Consider the following 14,435-nt stretch of genomic DNA (forward strand, 5'->3'; position numbering starts at 1 on the left):
GCCCTGTATAAGTTAAAGAACATAAAAAAAGCCCCGGTGAATCATCTTCACCGGGGCTTTTTTATGAATGTGTCAGCAGCACTTAAATCGTCATGATTTCTGCTTCCTTCTTGCTGATCAATTCATCCACCTTTACAATGTAGGTGTCGGTGAACTTCTGCACTTTGGCTTCGGCGTCCTTGATGGAGTCTTCGGAAGCACCCTCTTTCAGCAGCTTGCGCAACGCTTCGTTCACATCCTTGCGGATGGCCCGAATGCGCACTTTACCGCCTTCCGACTCGCTTTTTACCTGCTTCACCAGTTCGCGGCGGCGCTCCTCCGTCATAGCCGGAATGTTCAGGCGCACGCCTTCCGCATCCGACTGGGGGTTCAGGCCCAGGTCACTGTTCTTGATGGCCTTCACGATTTCGCCCACCATGTTCTTTTCCCAGGGCTTAATGAAAAGCGTGCGGGCATCCGGCGTGGCAATGTTGGCTACCTGGCTCAGGGGGTAGGAGTACCGTAGTAATCTACGCGCAGACCATCAAGCATAGAAGGGCTGGCTTTGCCGGCCCGAATGCGGCCTAGCTCAACGCCCGTGTGCTGCAGGGCTTTGCCCATCGATTCTTCCGCGTCGCTCAGGTAAAACTGGATTTCTTCGTCCATTTGTTAAGGTGAATTAGAAATTGAGAATTAAAAACCAGGAAGGAAATGCGGGGTTAGCCCCGCAACAGTACGCAAGTTCAGGTACTGCTTCCTTAATTTTTAATTGATTCAGGCTTGCTCCGTTGTGGTGGGTGAAGTTTCTACGGCTGCCTGCAGGCTGCTCTGCTTGTCGGCAGCTTCGGCCTCCGGCTTGGTGCCATTCATGGTGACCAGCGTGCCTACGGTTTCGCCATCAATCAGGCGCTGCAGGTTGCCGGCTTTGTTCATATCGAATACAATAATGGGCAGGTTATTCTCTTTACACAAGGTAAAGGCCGTCATGTCCATCACATTCAGGTTCTTTTCCATCACCTCATCAAAGGTAATCTGCGGATAGCGGGTGGCGGTAGGGACTTTTTCCGGATCGGCGGTATAAATACCATCTACGCGGGTGCCCTTCAGTACTACATCCGCATCCATCTCAATGGCCCGCAGGGAAGCCGCCGAGTCGGTAGTGAAGTAAGGGGAACCGATGCCGGCCCCAAAGATGACCACGCGGCCTTTTTCCAGGTGGCGCAGCGCGCGGCGGCGGATGTAAGGCTCGCACACCCGCTGAATGGTAACGCCGGAAAGCAGCCGGGTACTCACGTTCAGCTTTTCCAGGGCGCTCTGCAGGGCCATGGAGTTGATAACCGTGGCCAGCATGCCCATGTAGTCGCCCTGCACCCGGTCCAGGCCAAAGGCCTCGGCCTGCACACCCCGGAAGATGTTGCCGCCACCAATTACCACAGCTATCTGGGTGCCGGTTTCGGCCGCCGTCTTGATTTCCTGAGCGTACTGCATCAGGCGCTCGGCATCAATGCCATACTGTTGCGTGCCCATGAGGGCCTCGCCACTGAGCTTGAGCAGAATTCGTTTGTACTTCAAAACGCGAAAATTTAGCGTGAGTGGGATATATCGAAGCGAAAGCCTGACTAAGACGTTGACCGGCTAGCTGAATTGAATCAGCACCTGTCCTTTGGTCACATTGTCACGCAGGGTAACTTTAATGGCGCTTACCACCCCATCGCCCGGCGACTTCAGGATGTTCTCCATTTTCATAGCTTCCAGCACCAGCAGCGGGTCACCCTTTTGCACGGTTTGGCCCGGGGCCACGCGGATATCTACGATCAAGCCGGGCATAGGGGCCTTCAGCTCGTTAATTTTATGGGCGGCCACATCGCTCATCCCCAGTTTTTCCAGCAGCAGGTCGAAGCGGTCCTTGGCGTTAATATCCATGATACGCCCGTCCACCTTCAGCTGAATAGTTTTGGTGGCGCGCTCTACGCTGACAACCTCGGCGGAAAAAGAGCGTCCCTCGTGCAGGATGTGGTAACGCCCATTGCCCAGCGGAGCCAGGTCCCAGGTAAACGGTTCACCATTCACGGTAATGGCGTCGGGTTGATATTCAACTTCCCAAACCTGGCTGGATCCGGTGTTTACCTGGAGCATTCTATCAAAGTTACGTTGGGCGGAAAAGGGCTTAAAGATAGGCCAAATCTCAAACTTATTTCGGAAATTGAGCCACAATACCCTATTGCCACTTGCATGAAATACCCGTTTATCGGTGCCCTAAGTCTGGTGCTGGCGTTGCCTCTGTTTGCACCTGCTCAGAGCGTTAAGCCTGATAAAAGCTCTCCGGCGAAGTCTGCCCGGAAGAAGCCCCAAGCAACTGCTGATCCTTACTCCTCCAATGCGGCTTCCCCCAGCATCGTGGTACCCTCGTGGCTGCCCAATACCACGCCCGAGCACCCTACGGCTACTATTCTGACGGATGTGCTGCACACGCGGCTGGATGTCCGGTTCGACTGGGCCAAGCAACAGCTCATTGGTACGGCCACGCTCTCGGTGCGGCCCCACTTCTATCCGCAAAGCCAGCTGGTGCTGGATGCCAAGGGTTTTGACATCCGCAGCATCCGCCTGATATCGGTGGCCAACGGCAAGGAAAAGGAGAAAGCCCTTACCTATAGCTACGATAAGCGCAAGCTCACCGTGAACCTGGACCGGGCTTACAGCCGCACCGAGGCCTATCAGGTGCGGGTGAACTACATAGCCAAGCCTAATGAGCTGACAGCGGGTGGGAGTGACGCCATTACCAGCAACAAGGGTCTGTTCTTTATCAACCCGGTGGGGGCTGAGAAAAACAAGCCCCGCCAGATCTGGACCCAAGGCGAGACGGAGAACAACTCGGCCTGGTTTCCTACCGTCGACAAGCCCAACCAGCGCATGACGCAGGAAATTGCCATGACGGTGGAGTCGAAATACAAGACGCTGTCGAATGGCCTGCTGATTTCCTCCAAGAAGAATTCCGACGGCACCCGCACCGATGTGTGGAAGCAAAGCCTGCCGGCCGCGCCCTATCTCACCATGATGGCTGTGGGCGACTTTGCCGTGGTCAGTGAATCCTGGCGCGGAAAAGCCGTGGATTATTATGTGGAGCCCAAATTCCAGCAAACGGCCAAGGCCGTGTTCGGTAATACCCCCGAGATGCTGGAGTTCTTCTCCAAGAAGCTGGGTGTAGAGTATCCCTGGGAGAAATATGCCCAGGTGGCCGTGCGCGACTATGTGTCGGGGGCCATGGAGAACACCTCCGCCACCATTCACGGCGACGGCATTCAGGCTACGCGCCGGGAACTGCTGGATAAAAACTCGGATTGGGTTATTGCCCACGAGCTGTTTCACCACTGGTTTGGCAACTACGTCACCTGCGAATCGTGGTCTAATTTGCCCCTGAACGAGTCGTTTGCCGATTACTCAGAGTATCTGTGGGCCGAATATAAGTACGGCGCCGATGCTGCCTCCCTAGTGCAGCAAACGGCTTCCGAGCTATACTTTCAGGAGGCGGAGGATAAGCGCGTACCCCTGATTCGATATAACTACGCTAACCGGGAGGATATGCTGGACCGCCACTCCTACCAAAAAGGCGGAAGGGTGCTGCACATGCTGCGCAAGTACGTAGGCGATGATGCCTTCTTCGCGGCGCTGAACCTGTATCTGACGCGCAACAAGCTCTCCGCCGTAGAGATTGATGAGCTGCGGCTGGCCTTCGAAGACGTGACCGGGGAAGATCTGCGCTGGTTTTTTAACCAGTGGTTTATGCAGCGCGGCCACCCCGAGTTGCGCGTGACGCATAGCTATAACAACAGCCAGGTTACCCTGCATGTGCAGCAGCAGCAGGATTCCACGTTTACGCCCATCTTCCGCTTGCCCGTTACGGTTACCACCTGGGTAAACAACCAGCCTACGGAACACCAGCTAACCATTACCAAAGCCGACCAGACGTTTGTGCTGCCGGTTACGCAGCGCCCCAGCCTGGTAAAGTTTGATGATCAGGCCCAGCTCCTGGCTAAAATAGAGGAGGAGCGAAGCCAGGACGAGCTGCTTTATCAGTTCTACCACGCCCGCAACTACCTGCAAAAATACGAGGCCATTCAGGAGCTGCGCTCTAAAGTAGGCGACTTGGTAGTATCCGGAATGCTGCGGACAGCTCTTAACGATGACTTCTGGGCCGTGCGCACGGCAGCGCTCAGCGCCTTCCGCAAGTACAAAGGGCCGGAAGGCGGTGCTATCCGCAAGGAGATTCAGCGGGCCGCTGCCACCGACAAGCGCAGCGAGGTGCGCGCTGCTGCCTTGGCGACGCTGGCCTCCTTCCCCAATGAAGACTTTGGCTCCGTCTACGAAGCCGGCCTTAATGACAGTTCCTATGTAGTAGTGACGGCCGCTATCAATGCTCTGACGAAAGCGCCCACAGCAAAAACGGCTGAACGCATAGCCAGGCTACAGGAAACCCCGAACCACAGTGTTATAAACGCCTTGGGCGGGTACTACGTCCTCAATGGCAAAGTAGATCAGTACGACTGGTACCTGCGCTATGTAGAGACGCTGGGGGATACTGACCTGTACACCTTCCTGCCTAATTTTGGCTTGTTCATGCAGCGCATGCCGCCCATTGAGCGCGAGAAGGGCCTGAAAAAGCTGGAAGTCCTCGCCCGCAATAATCCTTCCCCTTATGTGCGCCTCGGTGCTTATAAAGGCCTGGTCGCCGTTTCTGAACGCAGCCCGGAGCTGAAATCTGTTCTGCAGGATATTCGCGCCAAAGAAAAAGATGAAGGCTTGAAGGGAATGTATAATCTCCTTTAAGAGGCCAGAGTGGCGAAATACAACCGGCACTGAGAAAATATTCCGGTGCCGGTTGTGTTTTCAACCCCCTGAGAGGTAAATACCTACTGCTTATTCGGCCCGTAAGGAAGAAAAAATATTAAGCTGATTTGAGGCTAGCGCTTGACTTGCATCAGAAACCCGTTAATTTTGCAACTCCTTTAGCAACCCACCCACTTCCGGAGAAGGTTATTAAAGTAATGCTTCTCTGCAGTCGGCTGAGAAAAACAACACCCGGGGAGGTTCCAGAGCGGCCAAATGGGACAGACTGTAACTCTGTTAGCGTAAGCTTTCGAAGGTTCGAATCCTTCTCTCCCCACGTAGTTGAGTGAATGGATGGTATTGCAACAAGCAAGCAATTGCCTGGCAGCGGGCCATCCATTCATTTCTTCTCTGCGGGAGTAGCTCAGTTGGTAGAGCGGCAGCCTTCCAAGCTGCAGGTCGCGGGTTCGAACCTCGTCTCCCGCTCATTGTCAATACCAGATTGATGATGAAGAAAAGCAGTGGCCCGCCATTGTGCATTCTTCGTTGTAAATTTGCCCTTACATCAGCCGTTTTAGCTCAGTGGTAGAGCACTTCCTTGGTAAGGAAGAGGTCATGGGTTCAAATCCCATAAATGGCTCTGAATACGAGTACCACCGGGGCAGCGCGTCTGCACCGTTTGGACCTGCGAGAAAAGTAAAGCGACGTGCAGTCCCCACTAAGCGGAGCTGCGTATCGCTTTCTTGCAGTATAGTCAAGTCGCGTTTTCCCCTCCTTCACCACAAAATTCCTCTTAATCTCTTTACAATGGCTAAAGAAAATTTTGATCGTTCCAAACCGCACGTGAACATCGGTACGATCGGGCACGTCGACCACGGCAAAACTACCCTGACCGCTGCTATCACGATGGTACTGGCGAACAAAGGTTTGGCCGCAAAGCGTGACTTCTCGTCAATCGACAACGCTCCCGAAGAAAAAGAGCGCGGTATCACGATTAACACTTCGCACGTAGAATACTCTACCGTTAACCGTCACTATGCTCACGTTGACTGCCCTGGTCACGCTGACTATGTGAAGAACATGGTAACGGGTGCTGCCCAGATGGACGGCGCTATCCTCGTAGTTGCTGCTACTGACGGCCCAATGCCCCAGACGCGTGAGCACATCCTGCTGGCTCGCCAGGTAGGTGTACCTCAGCTGGTGGTATTCATGAACAAAGTAGACATGGTGGATGACCCCGAGCTCCTCGAGCTGGTGGAAATGGAAATCCGTGAGCTGCTGTCGTTCTATGACTTCGACGGTGACAACATTCCTGTTATCCAGGGTTCTGCTCTGGGTGGCCTGAACGGCGACGCCAACTGGGTTCCCAAGATTGAGGAGCTGATGGACGCTGTTGACAGCTACATTCCAATTCCAACTCGTCTGACCGACCTGCCCTTCCTGATGCCAGTAGAGGATGTATTCTCTATCACGGGTCGTGGAACGGTTGCTACCGGCCGTATCGAGCGTGGTGTTATCAACTCGGGTGAGCAGGTTGACATCCTCGGTATGGGTGCCAAGCAAGGCCTGAAGTCGACGGTTACGGGTGTGGAAATGTTCCGCAAAATCCTGGACCGTGGCGAAGCTGGTGACAACGTAGGTCTGCTGCTCCGCGGTATTGAAAAGGACGATATCCGTCGTGGTATGGTTATTTGCAAGCCCGGCTCGGTAACTCCCCACAAAAAATTCAAGGCTGAGGTTTACGTTCTCTCGAAAGAGGAAGGTGGCCGTCACACCCCATTCTTCAACAACTACCGTCCGCAGTTCTACCTGCGCACCACCGACGTAACGGGTATCATCACCCTGCCCGAAGGTGTTGAGATGGTAATGCCCGGCGACAACATCACCATTCAGGTGGAGCTGATCAGCGCCGTAGCAATGGAGAAAGGCCTGCGTTTCGCTATCCGCGAAGGTGGCCGTACGGTAGGTGCCGGTCAGGTGACCGAAATCCTCGACTAGTTTCTGCTAGCATAACACAATCCGCCCTCGATTTTTCGGGGGCGGATTTGTTTTGTGCTATCCGTTCAGTACATTTGCAGTCCCAATCCGGCTTAATAGCCGTTTGGAGCGCTTACACGGGCGTAGTTCAAGGGTAGAATAGAGGTCTCCAAAACCTTTGATGGGAGTTCGAATCTCTCCGCCCGTGCCATTTAGCCAGTTACTGGCCCAGTTATTATCGCCAAAGCCCGTTCACGGATTATGAGCAAGCTGACAAAGTATTTCCGCGAGACTACCGAAGAGATGCGCTACAAAGTAACGTGGCCGTCTTTCGAAGAGCTGCAGAAGAGTTCCGGTCTGGTACTCATCGGCTCGCTCGTGTTTGCGGCAGTTGTGGGCTTGATGGACATCATCTTCAAAACGGGACTGGAGGCTTTTTACAACTCGTTCCGTTAAGCACAAGAATCGATGGGTGAGTTGAAATGGTACGTTGTCCGCTCGGTAAGCGGACAAGAGAAAAAGGCCAAGACGTATCTCGAAACCGAGATTGGTCGTCATGGCCTTTCGGATTTGGTGCCGCAGGTATTGATTCCGGTTGAGAAGGTATTCGAAATGCGCAACGGCAAAAAGCGCGTGCGTGAGCGGAACCTGTACCCCGGCTACATCATCATCCACGCTGACCTTTCCCATGGCGAAGTAGACCACATTATCACCAGCACACCTGGTGTCATTGGTTTCCTCAGTGATAAGGAAGGTAAAGCAGCCAATCAGAATACCAAACCAGTGCCGCTGCACATTTCCGAAGTTAACCGCATCCTCGGAGTGGTAGACGAAGCGGAAGAGCAGACAGCCCAGTTGGAAACTCCGTTCGTGGTAAACGAACTGGTGAAAGTAGTAGATGGAGCCTTCAGCGGCTTCTCCGGTACGGTTTCCGAAGTGTTTGAAGAGCGGAAGAAGCTCAACGTAATTGTGAAAATATTCGGCCGTAGCACTCCCATGGAGCTCAGCTACACTCAGGTCGAGAAAGAGTCTTAATAGCTTAATAGTACGTCGTCGGTTGTCCGCTCCGGACCGGCGGTGCTTCCACCAGGAGCATTACATCATCTGAGGACTGTGTGAGTTACGTCACATCGTCCGAAGCCTTTCAATCCAAATGGCCAAGGAAATTAGAGGTTATCTGAAGCTTCAGATAAAGGGAGGCGCCGCGAACCCCGCGCCGCCGGTTGGACCTGCACTTGGTAGCAAAGGCCTTAACATCATGGAGTTCTGCAAGCAGTTCAATGCTCGCACCCAGGATAAGGCCGGCCAAGTTTGTCCTGTTCTCATTACCATGTACACCGACAAGTCGTTTGACTTTGTGGTGAAGACCCCACCGGCGCCGGTTATGCTGATGGAAGCTGCCAAGCTCCAGAGCGGTTCGAAAGAGCCAAACCGTAACAAAGTGGGTTCGGTAACGTGGGACCAAGTTCGTCAGATTGCCGAAGTGAAAATGCCCGATTTGAATGCTTTCAAAATCGAATCGGCCATGAAACTGGTAGCTGGCACCGCCCGCAGCATGGGTATCACCATCAAGGGAGATTCTCCTTTCGCTGAATAATCTTAACGGAGAAGAATCAGATGGCAAAACTGAGCAAAAAGCGCAAGGAAGCCCTTGCCAAGCATGACCTGACCCAAGTGCGTAACCTCATTGAGGCCGCTACCGTGGTGAAGGACATTACTTACACCAAGTTCGACGCTTCGGTTGATATCGACGTTCGTCTGGGTGTTGACCCCCGTAAAGCTGACCAGATGGTACGTGGCGTAGCCACTCTGCCCCATGGTACCGGCAAAACGGTCCGTGTTCTAGCTCTCGTAACTCCGGACAAAGAAGCCGAAGCTACGGCTGCTGGTGCCGACTATGTAGGTCTGGACGACTATATCTCGAAAATCGAGAAAGGCTGGACAGATATTGACGTGATTATCACGATGCCTGCTGTGATGGCCAAAGTTGGTCGTCTGGGCCGGGTACTGGGCCCTCGTGGCCTGATGCCTAACCCGAAGTCAGGTACCGTAACGACCGACGTTGCCAAGGCTGTACAGGAAGTGAAAGCTGGTAAAATCGACTTCAAAGTTGACAAAACCGGTATCATCCACACCAGCATCGGTAAGGTATCGTTCGATTCGCAGAAGCTGGCTGAAAACGCCATCGAAGTAATTCAGACCCTGAACCGTCTGAAGCCTTCGTCGGCAAAAGGCACGTACATCAAGAGCATCACGCTCTCGAGCACGATGTCGCCCGCAGTGCCGGTTGACACGCAAGTAACTTCCGCTTAAGGTATAACCAACACGACGATATGACCCGGGAAGAAAAACAAGCCCTCGTCGACGAGTTGAGCGAGAAGTTTCAATCGCACAACGCGTTCTACATCACCGACGCTTCGTCGATGACCGTGGCGAAAATCAACGAATTCCGTCGCCTGTGCTTCAACCGCGGCATGGAGTTCAAAGTGTACAAGAACACGCTGATCCGCAAGGCTCTCGACACCCTGGGTGGCGATACTTCGGAGATGGACGCTGCGCTGAAAGGCCAGTCGGGTGTTCTGTTCTCGAAAGAGTCGGGCAATGCCCCGGCCAAACTGCTGAAAGACTTCTACAAGTCGCAGAACTACGGTAAAAACGTACTGCCGAAGCCAGCCCTGAAAGGTGCTTACATCGACAGCGACGTGTACGTAGGTGCTGACCAGCTGGAGAGCCTCAGCACGATCAAAGGCAAAAACGAGCTTATCGGTGATATCATCGGTCTGCTGCAGTCGCCCGCCAAGAACGTTATTTCTGCTCTGTCGAGCGGCGGCAACAAACTGGCTGGCATCCTCAAGACGCTTTCCGAAAAAGAAGAGGTTGCAGGCTAACCGCTGCTCATCTTTTTCACATTAGAATTCCAAAACGTTCAACAACCCCCCTTTTTTAACAATCTACAGAAATGGCAGATTTGAAAGCATTCGCTGAGCAGCTCGTTAGCCTGACGGTGAAAGAAGTAAACGAACTGGCTACTATCCTGAAAGACGAGTATGGCATTGAGCCTGCTGCTGCTGCTCCGGTAATGATGGCTGGCGGTGGCGCTGCTGCTGCTGAAGCTCCTGAGGAGAAGACGTCGTTCGACGTAATCCTGAAGTCGGCTGGCGCAAGCAAACTGGCTGTCGTGAAACTGGTGAAAGACCTGACCGGCCTGGGCCTGAAAGAAGCCAAAGAACTGGTTGACGGAGCTCCCAAGGCTATGAAAGAAGGCGTTACCAAGGACGAAGCCGAAGCCCTGAAGAAGCAACTGGAAGAAGCTGGTGCCGAAGTAGAAGTTAAATAACTCTGCGGCCCGCATTTTCTCTCTACAAATAAGGATAGGCCTGGCAACTAAGCCAGGTCTTTTCCTGTTTGTAGGCAACAAACATTACTAATGTCCTCAGACGCGCCGCTTTGCGGCTTTTTGTGCCTAAACGCACAGGACGGCAGTAGGGTTTTTGATTGCATCCTCTCTGTGTCCATTTCCTAACCCCACATACATTGGCTACACCGAAAGCAAAGGCTGCGCTGGAAAGGCTGCAGGCCGCTGACGAGCGGATCAATTTCGCCAAGATTAAAAAGGTTATTGAGTACCCGGATTTCCTGGACGTGCAGGTTCGCTCGTTCATGGATTTCTTCCAGTTGGAGACGGCTGCTGAGAACCGCACCGATGAAGGGCTGTTCAAGGTATTCGCGGAGAACTTTCCGATTTCGGACTCCCGCGAGAACTTTGTCCTGACGTTCATCGACTACCACGTAGATCCGCCCAAGTATTCGGTGGATGAGTGCATCGACCGCGGCCTGACGTACTCGGTGCCCCTGAAGGCTAAGCTGCGTCTGGTCTGCAATGACACGGACAACGAGGACTTCGAAACCATTGAGCAGGAAGTGTTCCTGGGGAATATCCCCTACATGACCGAGAAAGGCTCCTTCGTTATTAACGGCGCCGAGCGGGTTATCGTATCGCAGCTGCACCGTTCGCCCGGCGTGTTCTTTGCCCAGAGCAAGCACACCAACGGCACGAAGCTGTATTCGGCCCGTATTATTCCGTTCAAAGGCTCGTGGATTGAATTTGCCACGGACGTGAACAATGTGATGTATGCGTACATCGACCGGAAGAAGAAATTCCCGGTTACCACGCTGCTTCGCGCTATCGGCTACGGCACCGACAAAGACATTCTGGACCTGTTCGGGCTGTCGGAAGAGGTGAAGGCTGATAAGAAAACGCTCAAGAAGGCCGTAGGCCGGAAGCTGGCTGCCCGGGTGCTGCGCACCTGGACGGAGGACTTCGTGGACGAGGATACCGGAGAAGTGGTATCTATCGACCGGAACGAAGTGCTGCTGGAGCGCGACTCGACCATTGAGGAGGACGATATTGACACCATCCTGAATGCCGGAGCCAAATCGGTTATCCTGCACCGCGAGAATGTCAACATTGCTGACTTCGCCATCATCTATAACACGCTGCAGAAAGACAACTCCAACTCGGAGAAGGAAGCTGTAGAGCAGATCTACCGTCAGCTCCGTAACACGGAAGCTCCCGACGAAGAAACTGCGCGTGATATCATCCAAAAGCTGTTCTTCTCGGATAAGCGCTACGACCTTGGTGACGTAGGCCGCTACCGCATCAATAAGAAGCTGGGTATCGACACGAACTGGGAAGCCCGCGTGCTGACCAACGAGGACATTGTCCTCATCGTGAAGTACCTGATTGGTCTGATCAACTCCAAGGCCATTGTCGATGACATTGACCACTTGAGCAACCGTCGTGTCCGCACGGTAGGGGAGCAGCTCTACGCTCAGTTTGGCGTAGGTCTGGCCCGTATGGCGCGTACCATCAAGGAGCGCATGAACGTGCGCGACAACGAGGACTTCAAGCCGGTTGACCTGATCAATGCCCGGACGCTGTCTTCGGTTATCAACTCGTTCTTCGGCACCAACCAGTTGTCGCAGTTCATGGACCAAACTAACCCGCTGGCCGAGGTGACGCACAAGCGTCGCGTATCGGCACTGGGGCCGGGAGGTCTGTCGCGTGAGCGGGCTGGTTTCGAAGTACGTGACGTTCACTACACACACTACGGCCGTCTTTGCACCATTGAAACGCCGGAAGGACCAAACATTGGTCTGATTTCGTCGCTGTGCGTGCACGCCCGCGTGAATGCCATGGGCTTCATCGAGACGCCTTACCGCACGGTTGAGAGCGGCAAGGTGGATATGACGGAGAACGTGAAGTACCTCACCGCTGAGGAAGAAGATACCCACCACATTGCGCAGGCTAACGCCCGCCTCACGGATGAGGGTAGATTCATCAGCGACCTGGTGAAAGGCCGTTTCGAAGGTGACTTCCCCGTGGTTGAGCCCGGTGAGTACACCTACATGGACGTGGCCCCGAACCAGATTGTATCGGTAGCTGCTTCACTGATTCCGTTCCTGGAGCACGATGACGCCAACCGTGCCCTGATGGGTTCGAACATGCAACGCCAGGCAGTACCGCTGCTGAAAGCCGAGGCTCCCATTGTGGGCACCGGTCTGGAAGGCCGCGTAGCTACTGACTCCCGTACGCTGGTAGTAGCGGAAGGCAACGGTGTAATTGATTACGTGGACGCTAACCGCATCGTAGTAAAATACGACCTGACGGAAGACGATATCCTCGTAAGCTTCGACGCCGAGAAGATTTCCTACGACCTGATCAAGTTCCGTCGTACCAACCAGGATACCTGCATCAACCTGACGCCGCTCGTGAAGAACGGTGAGCGGGTGATGAAGGGCCAGGTTCTGTGCGAAGGCTACGGCACTAACAAAGGTGAGCTGGCTCTGGGTCGTAACATGCAGGTGGCATTCATGCCATGGCAGGGTTACAACTTCGAGGATGCCATCGTTATTTCGGAGCGGGTTGTCCGCGACGACATCTTTACCTCGATTCACATTGAGGAGTTTGAGCTGGAAGTGCGCGAAACCAAGCGTGGCGAAGAAGAGCTGACCTCGGAAATCCCGAACGTGAGCGAAGAAGCCGTGCGCAACCTCGACGACAACGGTATCATCCGTTTGGGCGCTGAGGTGAAGGAAGGCGACATCCTGATCGGTAAGATTACGCCGAAGGGCGAAACCGACCCGACGCCGGAAGAGAAGCTGCTCCGCGCCATCTTCGGTGACAAAGCCGGTGATGTGAAGGATGCCTCGCTTAAGGCGCCGCCCTCCCTGCAGGGTGTGGTTATCGGAACCAAGCTGTTCTCCCGTCCTAAGAAAGACAAAAACCTCCGGGCCAAGTCGAAGAAGGAAGTGGAAGAGCTGAAGGACTCGTACGCCAAGGAACTGCGCGCGGTGAAAGCCGTGATGGTAGAGAAGCTGGTGCAGCTGCTGGAAGGCAAAACCTCCCAGGGCGTAAAGCACAAGTTTGGCGACGAAATCCTGAGCAAGGGTGTGAAATTCGGTAAGAAGAACATCACGGAAGCGTTGTTCCCCGAGAAGAACCCCTACAAGGACGAGAGCAACTACGCCGTGCCGGAAGAGGTGAACATGTTCAAAGACCTGATCCTGGAGAACTGGACGGCTGATGAGCGCGTGAACGGTATGCTGACGATGCTGGTGAAAAACTATGCTAAGCGTCGCAACACCATCACGGCCCGCTTTAAGCGCGACCGGTTTACTTTGGAAGTAGGTGATGAGCTGCCCGCCGGTATTGTGCAGCTGGCCAAAGTATACATCGCCAAGAAGCGTAAGCTGAAGGTGGGTGATAAAATGGCTGGTCGTCACGGTAACAAGGGGGTAGTAGCCCGCATCGTGCGCGATGAGGACATGCCCTTCCTGCCCGACGGCACCCCAATGGACATCGTGCTGAACCCCCTGGGTGTACCAAGCCGGATGAACATCGGTCAGATTTACGAAACGGTACTCGGCTGGGCCGGTCTGAAAATGGGCCGCACCTATGCTACCCCGATTTTCGACGGTGCAACCGAGGACGAAGTGGCGCATGAACTGACCGAGGCGGGCCTGCCCGACTGGGGCCGTGCTTACCTGCACGATGGTCTGACTGGTCAGCGTTTCGACCAGCCGGTAACCGTGGGTGTTATTTATATGCTGAAGCTGGGTCACCTTGTTGATGACAAGATGCACGCCCGTTCCATCGGCCCGTACTCGCTTATTACCCAGCAGCCGCTGGGTGGTAAGGCACAATTCGGTGGCCAGCGCTTCGGCGAGATGGAAGTATGGGCACTGGAGGCTTTCGGCGCTTCTAACGTTCTCCAAGAAATCCTGACGGTGAAGTCGGATGACGTGGTAGGCCGTGCCAAAGCGTACGAGGCTATTGTGAAAGGCGACGTACTGCCCAAGCCAAATATCCCCGAGTCATTCAACGTACTCATTCATGAGCTGCGTGGTCTGGCCCTGGAAATCACGCTTGACTAAGTTTTGAAAAGGGAGCTGCTGGTGTTTCGATGCTGGCAGCTCCCTCTTTCAAGTAATACGCGGTTCGGGAAACCGATAACATCTGCTGCCGGCGTCGTTCCGAGATATGGTCAGAACGGCATCAACCTCCGGGAGCAGTTGGCCGCAAAGTGGTTCGTGTTTGCCCAAAGACGAGCTGTTTATCATCCAGACTTGGTAGAACCTACTGCACGGCGTAC

Annotated in this window: 11 protein-coding genes, 4 tRNA genes and 1 pseudogene; 13 read left to right on the forward strand and 3 right to left on the reverse strand. The window is 54.1% G+C overall.

Going from position 1 to position 14,435, the window contains the following annotated elements; all coding sequences use genetic code 11:
* Window positions 1–82: 82 nt before the first annotated feature.
* The 3 genes and pseudogenes from frr to AM218_RS00765 all read right to left on the reverse strand — a co-directional run bounded on the left by frr (window position 83) and on the right by AM218_RS00765 (window position 2,115).
* A pseudogene (gene frr / locus AM218_RS00755) lies at window positions 83–645 on the reverse strand (ribosome recycling factor).
* A gap of 108 nt (window positions 646–753) precedes the next feature.
* Window positions 754–1,551 carry a UMP kinase gene (gene pyrH / locus AM218_RS00760; RefSeq protein WP_054410960.1) on the reverse strand — a complete coding sequence of 266 codons (798 nt, stop codon included), beginning with the start codon at window positions 1,549–1,551 and terminating at the stop codon, window positions 754–756.
* A 63-nt stretch (window positions 1,552–1,614) separates the two neighbouring features.
* Entirely contained in the window at window positions 1,615–2,115 is a 501-nt protein-coding gene (locus tag AM218_RS00765) for an acyl-CoA carboxylase biotin carboxyl carrier protein subunit (protein WP_054410962.1), read from the reverse strand.
* Window positions 2,116–2,211: 96 nt separating this feature from the next.
* Here AM218_RS00765 and AM218_RS00770 point away from each other — a divergent pair, with 96 nt between their 5' ends.
* The 13 genes from AM218_RS00770 (at window position 2,212) to rpoB (ending at window position 14,217) form a co-directional block, all read left to right on the forward strand.
* The gene (locus AM218_RS00770; protein WP_054410965.1) at window positions 2,212–4,803 is read left to right on the forward strand and encodes a M1 family aminopeptidase; all 2,592 of its coding nucleotides are present in this window, start codon (window positions 2,212–2,214) and stop codon (window positions 4,801–4,803) included.
* A 254-nt stretch (window positions 4,804–5,057) separates the two neighbouring features.
* A tRNA-Tyr gene (locus AM218_RS00775) sits at window positions 5,058–5,140 on the forward strand.
* A 76-nt stretch (window positions 5,141–5,216) separates the two neighbouring features.
* Window positions 5,217–5,289: transfer RNA gene (locus AM218_RS00780), tRNA-Gly, on the forward strand.
* An 82-nt stretch (window positions 5,290–5,371) separates the two neighbouring features.
* Window positions 5,372–5,443: transfer RNA gene (locus AM218_RS00785), tRNA-Thr, on the forward strand.
* Window positions 5,444–5,610: 167 nt separating this feature from the next.
* Window positions 5,611–6,801 (forward strand): elongation factor Tu, encoded by a 1,191-nt coding sequence (tuf, locus tag AM218_RS00790; RefSeq protein WP_054410967.1) that lies wholly within the window; start codon window positions 5,611–5,613, stop codon window positions 6,799–6,801.
* Between the two features lie 116 nt (window positions 6,802–6,917).
* Window positions 6,918–6,991 (forward strand) — tRNA-Trp (locus tag AM218_RS00795).
* 50 nt (window positions 6,992–7,041) lie between these two features.
* Window positions 7,042–7,236: a preprotein translocase subunit SecE gene (secE, locus tag AM218_RS00800; RefSeq protein ID WP_054410969.1), complete on the forward strand. Its 195-nt coding sequence runs from the start codon at window positions 7,042–7,044 to the stop codon at window positions 7,234–7,236.
* Window positions 7,237–7,248: 12 nt separating this feature from the next.
* The gene (nusG, locus tag AM218_RS00805) at window positions 7,249–7,815 is read left to right on the forward strand and encodes a transcription termination/antitermination protein NusG (protein ID WP_054410972.1); all 567 of its coding nucleotides are present in this window, start codon (window positions 7,249–7,251) and stop codon (window positions 7,813–7,815) included.
* Between the two features lie 118 nt (window positions 7,816–7,933).
* The gene (gene rplK, locus AM218_RS00810) at window positions 7,934–8,377 is read left to right on the forward strand and encodes a 50S ribosomal protein L11 (RefSeq protein WP_054410974.1); all 444 of its coding nucleotides are present in this window, start codon (window positions 7,934–7,936) and stop codon (window positions 8,375–8,377) included.
* Between the two features lie 20 nt (window positions 8,378–8,397).
* A complete protein-coding gene (gene rplA / locus AM218_RS00815; RefSeq protein WP_054410976.1) occupies window positions 8,398–9,093 on the forward strand; it encodes a 50S ribosomal protein L1 in 696 nt (231 codons plus the stop codon).
* Window positions 9,094–9,113: 20 nt separating this feature from the next.
* On the forward strand, window positions 9,114–9,668 hold the full coding sequence (rplJ, locus tag AM218_RS00820; protein ID WP_054410978.1) for a 50S ribosomal protein L10: 555 nt from the start codon (window positions 9,114–9,116) through the stop codon (window positions 9,666–9,668).
* Window positions 9,669–9,739: 71 nt separating this feature from the next.
* Complete coding sequence (gene rplL, locus AM218_RS00825; protein WP_054410980.1) at window positions 9,740–10,117, forward strand: 50S ribosomal protein L7/L12; 378 nt, start codon at window positions 9,740–9,742, stop codon at window positions 10,115–10,117.
* 224 nt (window positions 10,118–10,341) lie between these two features.
* Window positions 10,342–14,217 (forward strand): DNA-directed RNA polymerase subunit beta, encoded by a 3,876-nt coding sequence (gene rpoB, locus AM218_RS00830; protein WP_071843827.1) that lies wholly within the window; start codon window positions 10,342–10,344, stop codon window positions 14,215–14,217.
* Window positions 14,218–14,435: the final 218 nt, after the last annotated feature.

It is taken from the genome of Hymenobacter sp. DG25A, assembly GCF_001280305.1.
Taxonomy (GTDB): Bacteria; Bacteroidota; Bacteroidia; order Cytophagales; family Hymenobacteraceae; genus Hymenobacter.